The 14,863-nt window shown below is 69.4% G+C and carries 10 protein-coding genes and 1 tRNA gene; 7 read left to right on the forward strand and 4 right to left on the reverse strand.

Features of this window, described 5'->3' with window-relative positions; genetic code table 11:
• The first annotated feature begins 86 nt into the window (after positions 1–86).
• Entirely contained in the window at positions 87–2,120 is a 2,034-nt protein-coding gene (gene uvrB / locus ACFONC_RS13060; RefSeq protein ID WP_386744784.1) for an excinuclease ABC subunit UvrB, read from the forward strand.
• A gap of 200 nt (positions 2,121–2,320) precedes the next feature.
• Positions 2,321–2,395, forward strand: a tRNA-Val gene (locus tag ACFONC_RS13065).
• A 188-nt stretch (positions 2,396–2,583) separates the two neighbouring features.
• On the opposite strand, the gene ACFONC_RS13070 is transcribed toward ACFONC_RS13065, so the two are convergent.
• Genes ACFONC_RS13070 through ACFONC_RS13085 form a run of 4 tightly spaced genes read right to left on the reverse strand, consistent with a single transcriptional unit; the run spans position 2,584 to position 6,856 of the window.
• Complete coding sequence (locus ACFONC_RS13070) at positions 2,584–4,158, reverse strand: PepSY-associated TM helix domain-containing protein (protein ID WP_386744786.1); 1,575 nt, start codon at positions 4,156–4,158, stop codon at positions 2,584–2,586.
• 1 nt (position 4,159) lies between these two features.
• Positions 4,160–4,426 (reverse strand): hypothetical protein, encoded by a 267-nt coding sequence (locus ACFONC_RS13075; RefSeq protein ID WP_386744788.1) that lies wholly within the window; start codon positions 4,424–4,426, stop codon positions 4,160–4,162.
• Entirely contained in the window at positions 4,423–4,683 is a 261-nt protein-coding gene (locus ACFONC_RS13080) for a hypothetical protein (protein WP_386744789.1), read from the reverse strand. Before ACFONC_RS13080 ends, ACFONC_RS13075 begins: the two co-directional genes overlap by 4 nt.
• Before the next feature lie 43 nt (positions 4,684–4,726).
• A complete protein-coding gene (locus ACFONC_RS13085; protein WP_386744790.1) occupies positions 4,727–6,856 on the reverse strand; it encodes a TonB-dependent siderophore receptor in 2,130 nt (709 codons plus the stop codon).
• A gap of 363 nt (positions 6,857–7,219) precedes the next feature.
• Between ACFONC_RS13085 and ACFONC_RS13090 the strand changes: the two genes are divergently transcribed.
• The 5 genes from ACFONC_RS13090 to ACFONC_RS13110 all read left to right on the forward strand — a co-directional run bounded on the left by ACFONC_RS13090 (position 7,220) and on the right by ACFONC_RS13110 (position 14,800).
• Entirely contained in the window at positions 7,220–8,506 is a 1,287-nt protein-coding gene (locus tag ACFONC_RS13090) for a M14 family zinc carboxypeptidase (RefSeq protein ID WP_386744791.1), read from the forward strand.
• A complete protein-coding gene (locus tag ACFONC_RS13095; RefSeq protein WP_386744793.1) occupies positions 8,503–9,108 on the forward strand; it encodes an RNA polymerase sigma factor in 606 nt (201 codons plus the stop codon). Before ACFONC_RS13090 ends, ACFONC_RS13095 begins: the two co-directional genes overlap by 4 nt.
• Positions 9,080–10,045: a FecR family protein gene (locus tag ACFONC_RS13100; RefSeq protein ID WP_386744795.1), complete on the forward strand. Its 966-nt coding sequence runs from the start codon at positions 9,080–9,082 to the stop codon at positions 10,043–10,045. The genes ACFONC_RS13095 and ACFONC_RS13100 overlap by 29 nt, the downstream gene beginning before the upstream one ends.
• Positions 10,046–10,143: 98 nt before the next feature.
• Complete coding sequence (locus tag ACFONC_RS13105; protein WP_386744797.1) at positions 10,144–13,305, forward strand: TonB-dependent receptor plug domain-containing protein; 3,162 nt, start codon at positions 10,144–10,146, stop codon at positions 13,303–13,305.
• Between the two features lie 13 nt (positions 13,306–13,318).
• Positions 13,319–14,800, forward strand: coding sequence for an amidohydrolase (locus tag ACFONC_RS13110; protein ID WP_386744799.1), 1,482 nt, complete (start codon positions 13,319–13,321; stop codon positions 14,798–14,800).
• Positions 14,801–14,863: the final 63 nt, after the last annotated feature.

Genomic DNA, 14,863 nt, shown 5'->3' on the forward strand with positions numbered 1-14,863 from the left:
AGTCCCGACCCACGGTTGTCCGGCGCTGTCCCGACCCCATCTTCACGGTTCGATAGACTGAACGATCCGCCCCCCGCGCCCACTCCATGAACGACACCGTCCACCCCGCAGATTTCCAGCTCGTCGCCCCCTTCAAGCCCGCCGGCGACCAGCCGCAGGCGATCGCGAAGCTGGTCGACGGGTTCGAGAGCGGGCTGGCGAAGCAGACGCTGCTCGGCGTCACCGGCTCGGGCAAGACCTACACCATCGCCAATGTGATCCAGGCGGTGCAGAAACCGACCCTGGTGATGGCGCCGAACAAGACCCTGGCAGCGCAGCTGTACGGCGAGTTCAAGGCGTTCTTCCCGCACAACGCGGTGGAGTATTTCGTCAGCTATTACGACTACTACCAGCCCGAGGCGTACATCCCGTCGTCGGACACGTTCATCGACAAGGACAGTTCGATCAACGAGCACATCGAGCAGATGCGCCTGTCGGCGACCAAGGCGCTGCTGGAGCGGCGCGACGCGATCATCGTCTGCACGGTGTCTGCGATCTACGGCCTCGGCGACCCGAACGAGTACTTCAAGATGGTGCTGCACATGGTGCGCGGCGAGCGCATCGACCAGCGCGAGCTGATCCGCCGCCTGACCGAGATGCAGTACACCCGCAACGATACCGAGCTGCGCCGCGGCACCTACCGGGTGCGTGGCGAGGTGATCGACGTGCACCCGGCCGAGTCGGATTCCGAGGCGCTGCGGATGGAACTGTTCGACGGCGAGATCGAGAAGCTGACGCTGTTCGACCCGCTCACCGGCGAGACCCTGCGCACGCTGCCGCGCTACACGATCTACCCCAAGTCGCACTACGTCACCACGCGCCGCACGGTGCTCGACGCGATCAACGCGATCAAGGAGGAGCTGCCGCAGCGGCTGGAGCAGTTCTACGCGCAGAACAAGCTGGTCGAGGCGCAGCGGCTGGCGCAGCGTACGCAGTTCGACCTGGAGATGATGGCCGAGGTTGGCTACTGCAACGGCATCGAGAACTACTCGCGGCACCTCACGGGGCGCATGCCCGGCGAAGCGCCGCCGTGCCTGTTCGACTATCTGCCGCCCGACGCGCTGCTGGTGGTCGACGAGTCGCACGTGACCGTTCCGCAGATCGGCGCGATGTACAAGGGCGATCGTTCGCGCAAGGAAACGCTGGTGGAATTCGGCTTCCGCCTGCCGTCGGCGCTGGACAACCGGCCGCTGCGCTTCGAGGAGTGGGAGGGGCGTTCGCCGCGCGCGATCTTCGTCTCGGCGACGCCGGGCAAGTACGAGAAGGAAAAGTCCGGCGACCAGGTCGTCGAACTCGTCGTGCGGCCGACCGGCCTGGTCGATCCCGAGGTGGAGATCCGCCCGGTCGCGACCCAGGTCGACGATCTGCTCGGCGAGATCCACGATCGGGTGGCCATGGGCGACCGCGTGCTGGTCACCACGCTGACCAAGCGCATGGCCGAGAACCTCACCGAATACCTCGGCGAGCACGACGTGCGCGTGCGCTACCTGCACTCGGACATCGACACGGTCGAGCGCGTGGAGATCATCCGCGACCTGCGCCTGGGCAAGTTCGACGTGCTGGTCGGCATCAACCTGCTGCGCGAGGGGCTGGACATGCCCGAGGTGTCGCTGGTGGCGATCCTCGACGCCGACAAGGAAGGCTTCCTGCGTTCGACCGGCTCGCTGATCCAGACCATCGGCCGCGCCGCGCGCAACCTGCGCGGCAAGGCGATCCTGTACGCGGACCGGATCACCGATTCGATGCAGCGCGCGATCGACGAGACCGACCGCCGCCGCGTGAAGCAGGTCGAGTACAACGCCGAGCACGGGATCACGCCGCAGTCGGTGCGCAAGAACATCGTCGACATCATGGAAGGCGCGCGCCCCGAGCCGGCGCTGGAGAAGAAGGGCCGCGGCGGACAGCGCCGCGTGGCCGAGGAGGGCGAGGACTACGCCAAGCTGGACCCGGCCCAGGCCGTGGCGAAGCTGAAGGTGCTCGAGCAGCAGATGTACCAGCACGCCCGCGACCTGGAGTTCGAGGACGCCGCCCGCGTGCGCGACCAGATCCGGCGGCTCAAGGACGCGGCCCTGGTGGGGTGATGGGCGCCGCCCCGTCCGGGGCCTCCGCGAAACCCCGGGGGAGAGGCGCAGGTCGGGGTTACGCCCCGGCGGCTCTTGATCGGCGTCGCGCTGGCAATGCGGTGGTTTCGAAGGTGCGTTCGTCGGGGGCGCAGCCCCGACCTGCGGCGGGATTCCTGCTTGTGCACCGCGGGGCCGCAGGCTAGAATTCACGGCCCTTCGGGCGGTTAGCTCAGCGGTAGAGCACTACCTTGACATGGTAGGGGTCACAGGTTCGAACCCTGTACCGCCCACCACCTTCGGTGACCCGAAACCCTCGCTCCGGCGGGGGTTTCGCGTTTTCGAGAGCCGAACGAAGATTCCACCACGGCGAGCCGACGGAGAAGCCCGGTAGGTCGGGGCTACGCCCCCGACGGCTTCTACTCCGGATGTCGCGGACGTTGCCGGGTTCGACGCGAAAAGCCGTCGGGGGCGTAGCCCCGACCTACGGCGCGGGGAGCGGGTCGGCCCACACGCTGTTTGGCTCGCCTTCGCGCGCGCGGCGGGCGCTGGCGCGGGCCAGGCGGGCGAAGGCGAAGGCCATCGCCAGTGCCACCGCGTCCACCCAGAACGGCCCCCAGTGCCCGGCCACGGCGCTGGTCCACGGCCACATGCCGGTGGCCAAACCATGTGCGACGGGAATCGCGAACGTCACGGCCGCCGCCAGCCACAGCAGCTCGCGCGCCGCGCGCGCTGGCGTGCGCACCGCCGCCCACGCCGCGCACGTGGCCCAGGCCACGAAGCAGGTCCAGCGAATGCCGGCATCCACGTGCGCCGGGGCTAGCGCCTCGAACGCCTGCGCGGCGACGAACGCCGCCGACACCGCCACGCAGAACCCGATGCAGATCCCCACCGTGGCGCGCGCCATGTTCACCTGCGCGCGGCCCTGCGCCTGCTGGCGACGCTTGCGGCGCGACTCGATCCACAGCAGGTTGCCCGAATAGAACAGGAACGCACCGCCGACGCCGAGCACGAAGTACAGCCACGGCACCAGCGCATTGCCGTACTCGCCGAAGTGCAGCGCATAGGTCGCAGCCAGCGTGGCGTGGTTGGCGTCGCGCCGGCCTGGCAGCTGCGTGGCGAGCACCTCGCCGGTGTTGGCGTCGAGTGCCACGGAGCCGAGCGGGCCGAGCGAGCGCGACGATTCGCCGGTGACTTCGACCACCGCATTGCGGTCGCCGGCGTTTGCCAGCTTGAGGTAGGACGGCTCGAAATCGTCGATGCCCTGTGCGCGCGCGGCCTCGATCGAACGCTCACGCCACATCGCCAGCGAGCCGGCCGGCGTCTCGACGCCGGCCGCGGCACGCACCGGCGCGGTATCCATCGCCGCGGGTACGGCCGCCATCAGCTTGCCGTCGTACACCAGCGGGTTGAGCGCGGTCATCAGCACGAACAGCAGGCACAGCAGCGCGCCGGTGATGGCGAACATCACGTGCATCGGCAGGCTGAGCACGCCGATGACGTTGTGCGCGTCCTGCCAGAACTGCTTGAGGTTGCGCCCCGGCCGCAGCGCGAACAGGTTCTGCAGCAGCTTCGGCAGGTGGATCACCACGCCCGACACCAGCGCCAGTCCGTAGAGCAGGCTGACCAGGCCCATCAGCCAGGTACCGACGACCGGCAGGCCGAGCGAGTAGTGCAGCTCGTTGAGCAGCTCCGGCAGGCCTGCCTGAGGCGGTTTCGGGTTGCCGTCGAGGTCGTCGATGGTGGCGTACAGCCAGGTGCCGGACGCGTCCTGCCAGTAGGCGGAAGACTGCGGCCATTCCGGTCCGGGGAACAGCATACCCATGTGCACGCGCGCCTCGGGATGGCGTTGCAGCACGCCGTCGAGCAGCTGCTGCGTTTCGTCCAGCGGCTGCATCGATTGTTCGGCTACCGCGCGCGACTGCCACGCCGGCAGGTCGTGGTGGAACACGGTGATCGCGCCGGCGTAGAAGGCGACGAACAAGGCGAACCCGGCGACCAGGCCGGTCCAGGTATGCACAGTGGTGAAGGTGCGCAGCGTCGCGGATCTGAGCTTCATCTCATCGCACCCACTCGAGCGCGCGCAGCGCCCACAGCAAGGCGAAGCCGGCCAGCGCCAGGCCGCCCAGCCAGCCCCAGGCGCGGCGTCCGCCGGAGAACGCAAACGCGGCACCGGCTGCGCCGATCCACAGCGGGAAGAACGCCACCAGTCCCGGCACGATCGTCGATTGCCATGGCCCTGGCAGCGCCCAGCCCACCAGCCCGACCAGCGCGGCGGCCAGGAAGAACCCGGCCACGAGGCCGGCGCCTGCGCGGCTCCACATCATCGCGTCGGCTCCGTGCCGAGCATGGCCAGCCACGGCAGCCCCACCATCGCCAGCATCCAGCAGCCGAGCATCGCGCACAGCCCGGCGCCGACGCCGAGCGCGGAGATCCATGCGGCAAGCGACACCAGCATCAGCACGAGACCGGCGATCTTGCCGTACCGGCGCAGCGCCGGCGGCAACCGCCAGCGGCAATGCCCCGAACCCGCGTAAAGCGCGAAAGCCGACAGCAGCGCCGCGATCGCACCGGCGATCGTCACGTCGACTCCCGCCGGGCCGCACGCACGGCCGTGACGGACATGCTCACCATTGGAAGCGTGCCGTCGCGGTCACCCTGCGCGGGTAACCGTAATAGCACCAGTCCGCCGAGTTGCAGGTGCTGACGTATTCCTTGTCGGTCAGGTTCTGTACGTTCAGCTGCAGGCGCCAGTTGCCGAAGTCGTAGTGGGCGGAGGCGTCGAACAGGGTGTGCGACGGCGCTTGCCACTGGTTGGCCACGTCGCCGAAATGCTCGCCGACGTAGCGCACGCCCGCGCCGAAGCCCAGCCCAGCCAGCGCGCCGCTGGTGATGGTGTAGTCGCCGCCAAGCGACGCCGACTGCTTCGGCTGCAGCGGGATCTGCTTGCCCAGCGTATCCAGCGCGGCGGCACTGGTCCTGGTCACTTCCGAGTCGACGTAGGCATAGGCACCGTAAACGCTGAAGTTGCGCGCGATGTTCCAGCGCCCCTCGAGTTCGACGCCGCGCGATTCGTACTGGCCCTGCTGGATCGAATACGAGGTGTAGTCGGGATCGATGACGTTGACGTTGTTCTGCGCGATCCTGTAGGTGGCCAGGGTGAGCAGCATGTCGCTGCTGGCCGGCTGGTACTTGACGCCGACCTCGACCTGCTCGCCGGTGCTCGGCTCGAATGCCTTGCCGCCGCGTTCGGGCGCTTCGGTGCCGCTGACCACCTCGAACGACTGCCCCCAGCTGGCATACGGCGCGAAGCCGTTGTCGAACAGGTAGGTGACGCCGACGCGGCCGGAGAACCGGTCATCGCTCTGGTGTTGGCCGTTGGTCTCGGTGCCGACCCAGTCCTGGCGGCCGCCGACGGTCACCAGCCAGTTGCCGGCCCTGATCTGGTCCTGCACGTACAGGCCGACCTGGCCCGTCTCCTGCAAGGTGGTGCCGGTGAACGACGGCGCCGCGTCCGGCATCGTGCCGTAGACCGGGTCGAAGGCGTCCAGCCCGGTCGCGGAGAAGTCGAAGCCGTAGCCGTAGTCGCTTTCCAGGCGCCGGTAGTCCAGGCCGGCAAGCACCGTGTGCTCGACGCGATCGCCAAAGCGCCACTGCAGGTTGTTGTCGATGCCGAAGGTCTTCGCGTCCTCCCTGATCGACCACAGGTAGCGATACAGCGTGCGCTGGTCGCCGAGGTAGCCCCAGGGCACCACCATCACCGTCGGGTCCACCTTCGAATCCTCGAAGCGGACGTTCTGCCGGAACACCGTGCCACCCCCGAAATCGTGGCGGAAGTCGTAGCCGATCGAGGCCACGGTCTTGACGTAGTCGTTGGTGTTCGGTTCGCCGGTGTAGAGGCTGGGCGGGATCTGGCCGTTGGGATTCGGCAGCAGCGTGCCCACCGACGGCAGGAAGCCGGCGCCGTTCTTGGTATCGGCCTTCTGCCAGCGTGCCAGCACGGTCAGTTCGTTGGCCTCGTCCGGTTTCCAGGTCAGGGCCGGGGCGAAGTAGTAGCGGTCGTCGTGGATGTAGTCGACGAAGTTGTCGCTGTTGCGTGCCAGGCCGGTCAGACGGTACAGCACGCTGCCGCTTTCGTTGAGCGCGCCGCCGATGTCGAACGCGGCCTGCTTCAGGGCGTCGCTGCCGAACTGCACCTCGACCTCGTTGGGCATGTCGGCGCGCGGGCGCTTGGTGACGTAGTTGAGCAGGCCACCAGGCGGCATCGCGCCGTAGTTGACCGACGCCGGGCCCTTGAGCACCTCGATCCGCTCCATGCCGTAGGGCTCGATGCGGGTCTGGCCGCTCCACGTGCCGGTCGGCAGCGCCAGGCCGTCGAGGTAGCGCGCCGGCTGGAAGCCGCGCACCAGCAGCCATTCGCTGCGGGTGTCCATGCCGTACACGCCGCCCTGGGCGCCGGCGACGTACCACATCGCCTCGTCGACGGCGTGCAGGCCGCGGTCCTGCAGGTCGCGCGCGGTGATGATCGAGATCGACTGCGGCACTTCCACCAGCGGGGTATCGGTCTTGGTCGCGGTGCCGGTGTTCTTCGCGATCGGCGCGGTGACCTGGATGGTGTCGAGCGTGGTGGCGTCGGCCGCGTCGGCATCCGCGGCCAGGGCCGGGGACGCGCAGGCGAGGAGGGCGACAGGCAGCGCCAGCATCGGCAGGCGGCGCGCTGCGGGAAGGCGGCGGGTGGTTCGCGGATCGCGTGACATCGGGGGCTCGTGCAATGGGGAAGGACGTGCGGGGCGCATCGCAGGCGCGAAAGAAAGGCGCCGGGACGGGGCCGGGCGCCCTGGTTGCGTCGGCGAGGAGCCTCGCGGATGAGAATCATTCTAATTTATTGCCCGGCTGCGCGACAACGCCTTTCTGCGCCGGCGGCCATCGCCTCCGGCCCCGGCATGCGCCCGCCCGAGGCTGCCATGGGAGTGGAGCGGATTGCGGCCCGTGTCGCGCCCCTCGAATCGTCGCCGTCATCCCCGCGAATGCGGGGACCCGATGTCCTGGAATGGCGGAAGAATGACGCCCATGCATCATGTGTGTAACGGGCGGCCTGCAGCCGCGCCTGGGAACACTTGATGCAGATGGGGAAACAGAGGGCCGGAAGGATCGAATGGCGCCGCCTGCTGCTGGCGCTACCGTTTGCGGCCGTGCTGGCGGCCTGCAGCACGGTGCCGGAGGCGACCCGCGCGCCTGCGCCCGCGACGCCGTCGGAAGCTGCGACCGCGACCGCGCATGTCCAGCAACGCCGCGACTGGCACTTCGCCGCCGACGGCGTGACTTTCAGCAATCGTCTCGAAAGCGCGCGCCTCAACGACGTGCGGCGCCTGGGCGCCGGCGATTACGCGGTGACCATCGCGCCGGAGATCGTGCCGATCAACCCCAGCCCCTGGTACGGATTCACGGTCTCGGCCGAAGCCGAACGGCCGCTGCGCATCGAGTTCCGCTACCGGGACGGCAAGGCACGCTACTGGCCCAAGCTCAGCCGCGACGGCAAACGCTGGCATGCGGCCACGCCGGAGCAGTTCGCCGAAGGCGAGCAGGGCACCGCGCTCACGGTGGATGCAGGCCCGCAGCCGCTGCACGTGTTCGCGCAGCCGCCGATCGGGATCGGGGCGTTCGCGGATTGGGGCAATGCGCTGGTTGAACGCGGCGTCGCACGCCGCAGCGTGATCGGCGAGTCGGAACGGGATCGTCCGCTGCACATGCTGGCGCTGGGCAACCCCGACGCGCGCGAAGTGCTGCTGGTGCTTGGCCGGCAGCACCCGCCGGAAACCACCGGCACCCAGGCGTTGATGGGTTTCGTGGACGAACTCGCCGCCGACTCGCCGCTGGCGCGCGACTTCCGCGAGCGGACGCTGGTCATCGTCGTGCCGCTGCTCAATCCCGACGGCGTGGTCGAGGGCAACTGGCGCGGCAACATCAACGGCCAGGACCTCAATCGCGACTGGGGGCCGTTCACCCAGTCCGAAACCCGCGCGGTGCGTGACCTGCTCGAGCGTGAACTCGACGACAAAGGACGCCGGCTGGCCTTCGCGATCGATTTCCACTCCACCTGGAGCGACGTGTTCTACACCGTCGAGGAAGCGCCGTCGCGCAGGCCGGGAGGCGTGCTGCGGCGCTGGATCGACGACATGCAGCAGCGCTATCCCGGCCGCATCCGCGAATCGGCGAGCCCGTCGGGCAACAGCGCGGTGTTCAAGAACTGGGCGTTCCGGCAGTACCGCGCGCCGACGGTGACCTACGAGGTCGGCGACAAGACCGGCAGCGAACAGTTGCACGAACTGGCGACCTTCGCCGCCGACAGCGTGATGCGGATTCTGCTGGACGCGACGCCTCCCACCGGACCTGCGGGAGCGCCGTGACGAACGCCGCCTGCCCCGACGAACGCGCCCGCTGGCTGGCCACGCAGGTGTTGCCGCACGAGCCCGCGCTGCGCGCCTGGCTGTCGCGGCGGCTGGGCACGGGGCTGGAGGTCGACGACGTGGTGCAGGAGGCCTATGCGGTGCTGGTCGAACTACCCGACGTTGGCCACGTCCGCGAACCGCGCGCGTATTTTTTCGCCACCGCGCGCTCGGTGGTGCTCCAGCACGTGCGGCGCTCGCGCATCGTCGCGATCGAAGCGGTGGCGGAAATCGACCGCCTGGACATCGACCATGACGAGCGTTCGCCGGACCGGCACGCGATGGCTAGCCAGGAGCTGCGCCGCATCGGTGCGCTGATCGCCGCGCTTCCGGCCAAGTGCCGCGAGGCTTTCGTGCTGCGCAAGGTGCAGGGCCTGTCGCAGCGCGAGATCGCCGGGCGCATGCGGATCAGCGAGAACACCGTCGAAAAACACGTTGGCAAGGGGCTGCGGCTGCTGATGCGGTCGCTGGCCCGCGAGGCGGACACCGCGGCGATGGCCTCGGCGGACGCGAACGAAAAGGGATGGAAGGACCATGTCCAGACAAGACCGGACGAACATTGACGCCATCGCGGCCGGCTGGGTCGCGCGCGAGGACCGCGCTCCGCTGGCGGAGCCGGAGCAGGCCGAACTGCAGGCGTGGCTGGACGGGGATCGCCGCCACCTGGGTGCGTATGCGCGCGCCCGCGCGGTGTTCGTGCATTTCGACCGTGCCCGGGCGCTGGGGGTCCAGTCCGGGCCGGTCGCCGGCGCGCCCGCCGCGCGGCGCCCGCGGCGTCGACTGCTCTGGGCCGCCGGCATGGCCGCCTGCCTGTGCGTCGTGGCGACCCTGCAACTGCTGGGTGCCGGACACCACGCCACCGATACCGGAGAAATCCTGCGCGTGCCGTTGCGCGACGGTTCGGCGGTGACCCTGAATTCGAATTCCGAAATCGAAGTCGACTTCGACGAGGGCATCCGCCGCGTGCGCCTGCTGCGAGGCGAGGCGCTGTTCGACGTCGCCAAGGACAGCAGCCGGCCATTCGTGGTCGAGGCCGACAGCACCCGGGTCACCGCGGTCGGCACCAGCTTCACCGTCAATCGCGTTTCCGGACGCGACGTGCAGGTGCTGGTGCGCGAAGGCGTGGTCGAACTGGCCGACAGCACGCGGCCGCGCTGGCAGCCGGTGCGGTTGGCGGCCAACACGCTGGCAACGGCGGCACCGAGCCGGAAGATCGAGGTGCAGCCGCTGCGCGTGCCCGACGTGGAACGGCGCCTCGCATGGCGCGCGGGGATGCTGTCGTTTTCCGGCGCCACGCTGGAAGAGGCTGCGGCCCAGTTCGCGCGCTACAGCGAGCTGCGCATCATCATCGACGACCCGCTGGTGGCGCAGAAGCGGGTCGTCGGCCTGTACTCGGCGACCGACCCGGAAGGCTTCGCGCGTGCCGTTGCGCTGAGCATGGGCCTGCAGGCCGAACGGGCACCCGGCGGGATCCGCCTGCGCCGGGCACCGCCGCAATGAACCAGGACGACACCCGGCAGTCAGCCGGATCCGGACGCCGCCCGGGAACGGTTGCCGGCAATTCCTTCGATCGACATCGCCTCACGGGAGACAGGACCATGCAGCCACGAGTACACGCGTTGAGACAGGCCATCACGTTGGCGCTGGCGGGAACGGCGTTGACGCTGGCTTCCGTGGCCGGCGCGCAGCAGCGCGCATTCGACATCCCGGCCGCCGACGCCGTGGCTGCGCTTCCCGAATACGCCCGCCAGGCCGGTGTGCAGATCGTGGCCCCGGGCGAGCAACTGCGCGGCCTGCGCACGCCGGCGGTGAAGGGGACGATGGACGCGCGCGCGGCATTGCGCCTGCTGCTGGCCGATACCGGCCTACGGGTGGCCGAGGCCGACGGCTACACCATCACCCTCAACACCGCCATTCCGCGCGACAACCGGATCGCCTCGACCGGCGCCGTGGCGCAGGTGGCGTCGCCGCAACCGCAGCCGCAGTCATCGCCTCCGGCGGAGACGACGACCGAAGACGCCGACGTCCGCAACCTCGATACGGTCACCGTCACCGGCAGCTTCATCCGCCGCATCGACACCGAGACCGCGCTGCCGGTGACCACGCTCGGCCAGGAGGAGATCGACCTCAGCGGCGCGTCGACGGTGTCCGACATGCTCGGCCAGCTGCCGCAGTCGGGCGGCTTCGACAACAGCGAGACTTCGACCGGCCCCAACGACGCGCGCGGCGACGCGGCCTCGGTCAACCTGCGCGGCATCGGTTCGGGCAACACCCTGGTGCTGCTCAACGGCCGCCGCATCGCGCCGCATCCGATCTCCGCCGGTGCGGTGCCGCGGCTGTCGTCGAACATCAACCAGATCCCGCTCGGCGCGGTGCAGCGCATCGAAGTGCTGCGCGACGGCGCATCGGCGCTGTACGGCTCCGACGCGGTGGCCGGCGTGGTCAACACCATCCTGCGCAAGGATTACGACGGCGCCGAGGCCACGATCCGCTACGGCGCCGCCGATGACGGCAGCATGGACGAGACTTCGGCCACGTTCCTCGGCGGCAAGAACTTCAACGATTCGCGCAGCAACGTGATGGGTTTCGTCGGTTACTACCACCGCGATGCGCTGGATGCCAGTTCGAAGGATTTCACCCAGACCGGCGACCTGCGCGAGCGTGCAGGCAGCAGCGACACGCGCTGGGACAACCGTTCGATCAGCGGCCCCTACGGCAACTTCACCACCGGCACGGCGAATCCGGACGGCTCGTTCACGCCCGGCGGCTTCGGGCGCTTCCATACCGAGCCCGGCGACGGGGGAGTCGGGGTCGGGGGCGGCAGCCTGCCGCGCGACCTGCGCTACGACTTCACCCCCGAGTACGTGCTGCTGCCGGAAACCACCCGCTACCAGGCCTTCGGCGCCTTCAACCATATCTTCGACAACGACATGGAGGCGTTCGCGCAGGCGTTCTACTACCGCGCCGAGTCCGTGATCGCCAATGCCGCCTCGCCGATCTCGGCCAATTCCGACAACGACATCTACGTGCCGGCCAGCAACTACTACAACCCGTTCGGCACGCGCTTCTACGGCCCTGGCACCGCGAATCCGGACCAGGCACCGTCGGACGTGCTGATCAACAACTACCGTCCGGTCGAACTGGGGCTGCGCAGCGCGGACGTCACCTCGCGCGCGTGGCAGGTGCTCGGCGGCGTGCGCGGCTTCTTCGCCGACAGCTGGCAGTGGGAGAGCGCCGTGCAGTACGGCGAGGGCAAGACCACGGACCTGGCGCACAACATGATCAGCGAAAGCCGGCTGCGCCAGCAGCTGGCGCTGGACACGCCCGACGCCTTCAACCCGTTCGGCGGCCCGGGTGCGAACAGCGAGGCGGTGCTCGACGCGGTGCGCATCGACAACTGGCGCACCGGCGAAACCTCGCTGGGTATCGTCGACGCCAAGGCCACCGGCGACCTGTTCGAGATCTCCGGCGGCCCGGTGCAGGCCGCGGTCGGCCTCGAGTACCGGCGCGAGACCTTTTCCGACCGCCGCGACGGGTTCTCCAACGGCAACGACGTGATCGCGCTCAGCCAGACCAGCGATTCCCGCGGCAGCCGCAACGTCACCTCGGCGTTCGCGGAAGTCTCGGTGCCGCTCTTCAGCAAGGACAATGCGATCACCGGCTTCCAGCGCCTGGACCTGTCGCTGGCGGTGCGCAGCGAGCACTACAGCGACTTCGGCACGGCCACCAAGCCCAAGGTGGCGCTGGCATGGTCGCCGGTGTCGTCGCTGCTGCTGCGCGGCTCCTACAACGAGGGCTTCCGCGCACCGACGCTGGCGCAGGTGTTCGTCGGCGAGGTGTCGCGGCGCAGCGGCGGCGTACCCGATCCGTACCGCGTCGACGTGACCGGCACTCCGGCCGACCTCGGCGACGAGACGCGGCAGGTGGTGCGCGGCGGCAACGCCAACCTCGGCCCGGAGGAGGCGAAGCAGCACAGCTTCGGTTTCGTTTTCCAGCCGACGTTCCTGAAGGGCTTCTCGCTCAGCGCCGACTACTTCGAGATCAAGCAGGACGACGTGATCGATACCTACGGCCAGGAGCAGCAGCTGGAGCTCGACTTCCGGCTGCGCACCAGTGGACAGGGCTTCAATCCCGACGTGGTGCGGCTGCCGGTCACACCCGCCGACGAGGCAGCGTTCGCGCAATGGAACGCGACCCATCCCGACGACCAGCGCGAGGCGGTCGGCGCGGTGGACTACGTGCGCGATACCTATATCAACATCGCGCGGCGCAAGGTGTCGGGCATCGACTTCGGCATGGCCTACAAGCTACCCGACACGCGCTTCGGCGATTTCAGCTTCAAGGCGGCCTATGCGCGCATGAACACATTCGAGCAGCAGCGCGACGCTGATTCACCGGCGATTTCGGACCTCGAAATGAACGGCCTGCCCAAGGGCCGCGGCGTCGCCAGCGTGTACTGGAAGGGGCGGCAGATGGATGCCGGCCTGCGCGGCAACTACATCAGCGGCTTCTACGACACCAGTGCGCCGTGGGACGAGAACGGGAACATGTACCGCGTCGACAGCTGGCTGACCTTCAACGCCTTCGTCGGCATCCGTCTCGGCAATGCCGATGGCGGCGTCCAGAACTACCTGCGCCTGGGCGTCAACAACCTGCTCGACGAAGACCCGCCGTTCGCCGACGAGAACCGCGGCTTCTACGAGAGCGTCCACGATCCGCGTGGCCGCTTCCTGTACGCCGAGTGGCGGGTGCAGATGTGACACGCGCCGGCGCATGCGCATGATGCCCGCGATCCGCTCCGGCGTTGCAACCCTGGTCGCTGCAGCCTGCATCGCCGCGGTCCCGGTGGCGCACGCCGCGCCCTCGGACGGGGATGCGGCTCGGGAGGTGTTGCGCGCTTCGATCGATGCCTACGCGCCGCGCATGGCGGAAGTGGCGCACGCGCTCTGGGAGCAACCGGAGCTCGGCTACCTGGAAACGCATTCGAGCAGGTTGCTGCAGGACGAACTGGCGGAGGCCGGCTTCGAGGTGCGCGCCGGCATTGCCGGCATGCCGACCGCATTCGTGGCCAGCGCCGGAAACGGCAAGGGGCCGGTGATCGCGCTGCTCGCGGAGATGGACGCGCTGCCGGGGATGTCGCAGGCCGCGGTGCCACGGCGCGCGCCGATCGCCGGCCAGGATGCCGGCCAGGCCTGCGGCCACAATCTGTTCGGCGCCGGCAGCGTCGCCGCGGCGCGCGCGATCGCGCAGTGGCTGCGCGAGACCGACCGCGACGGCGAGGTCCGTGTCTATGGCACGCCCGCGGAGGAGGGCGGCTCCGGCAAGGTCTACCTGGTGCGCGCCGGTGCATTCGACGACGTCGACGTGGTGCTGCACTGGCATCCCGGCGACGGCAACAGCGCGGCGCAGGCGCGGACGCTGGCCAACATCAGTGGCACGTTCCACTTCACCGGCGTCGCCTCGCACGCTGCGATCGCGCCCGAGCGCGGCCGCTCTGCGCTGGACGGCGTGGAGGCGCTCGACTTCATGGCCAACATGATGCGCGAGCACGTCCCGCAGCAGACCCGCATCCACTACGTGATCACCGACGGCGGCGACGCGCCGAACGTGGTTCCCGACAGCGCCGCGGTCTACTACTACGTGCGCCACCCGGAGCCGGAGGTGGTACGCGACGTGTTCGCGCGATTGCAGGCGGCCGCCGAGGGCGCCGCGCAGGGGACCGGCACCCGCGTGGCTTTCGAACAGAGCGGCGGCGTGTTCAGCGTGCTGCCGAACGACACGCTGGGGCGGGTACTCGACGCCAGCCTGCGCGCGGTTGGCGGCGTCGGTTACGGCGCCGATGACACCCGCTTCGCGACCGCGCTGCAGGAAACCCTGGCCTCTCCACCACCGCTGGCAAAGGCCGCGGAGATCGGCCGCTACAGCGCCGATGGCCAGTCGTTCGCCTCGACCGACGTCGGCGACGTCAGCTGGGCGGCGCCGACCGCCGGGATCGGTACCGCGACCTGGGTGCCGGGCACTGCCGCGCACAGCTGGCAGGCGGTGGCGGCGTCGGGGCACGCGATCGGCGCCGCGGGCGCGGAAGTCGCAGCCCGGGCGCTGGCGCTGGCCGCGACGCGACTGTACGAAGACCCGGCGCTGGTGCGCGGCGCGCGCGAGGAATTCGAGCGCCGCCGCGGCGCGGACTTCAGCTACCGGCCGCTGCTGGAGCGGGCCGCGCCACCGCTGGACTACCGGGCGACGGACCAGGACTGACGCCGCACCGGCCGAACTTCGACGGTGCTCGCCGGTGGACCCGGAGGCAGGGCCGCCGGCCAT

It is taken from the genome of Luteimonas soli, from assembly GCF_042648865.1.
Taxonomy (GTDB): Bacteria; Pseudomonadota; Gammaproteobacteria; order Xanthomonadales; family Xanthomonadaceae; genus Luteimonas; species Luteimonas soli.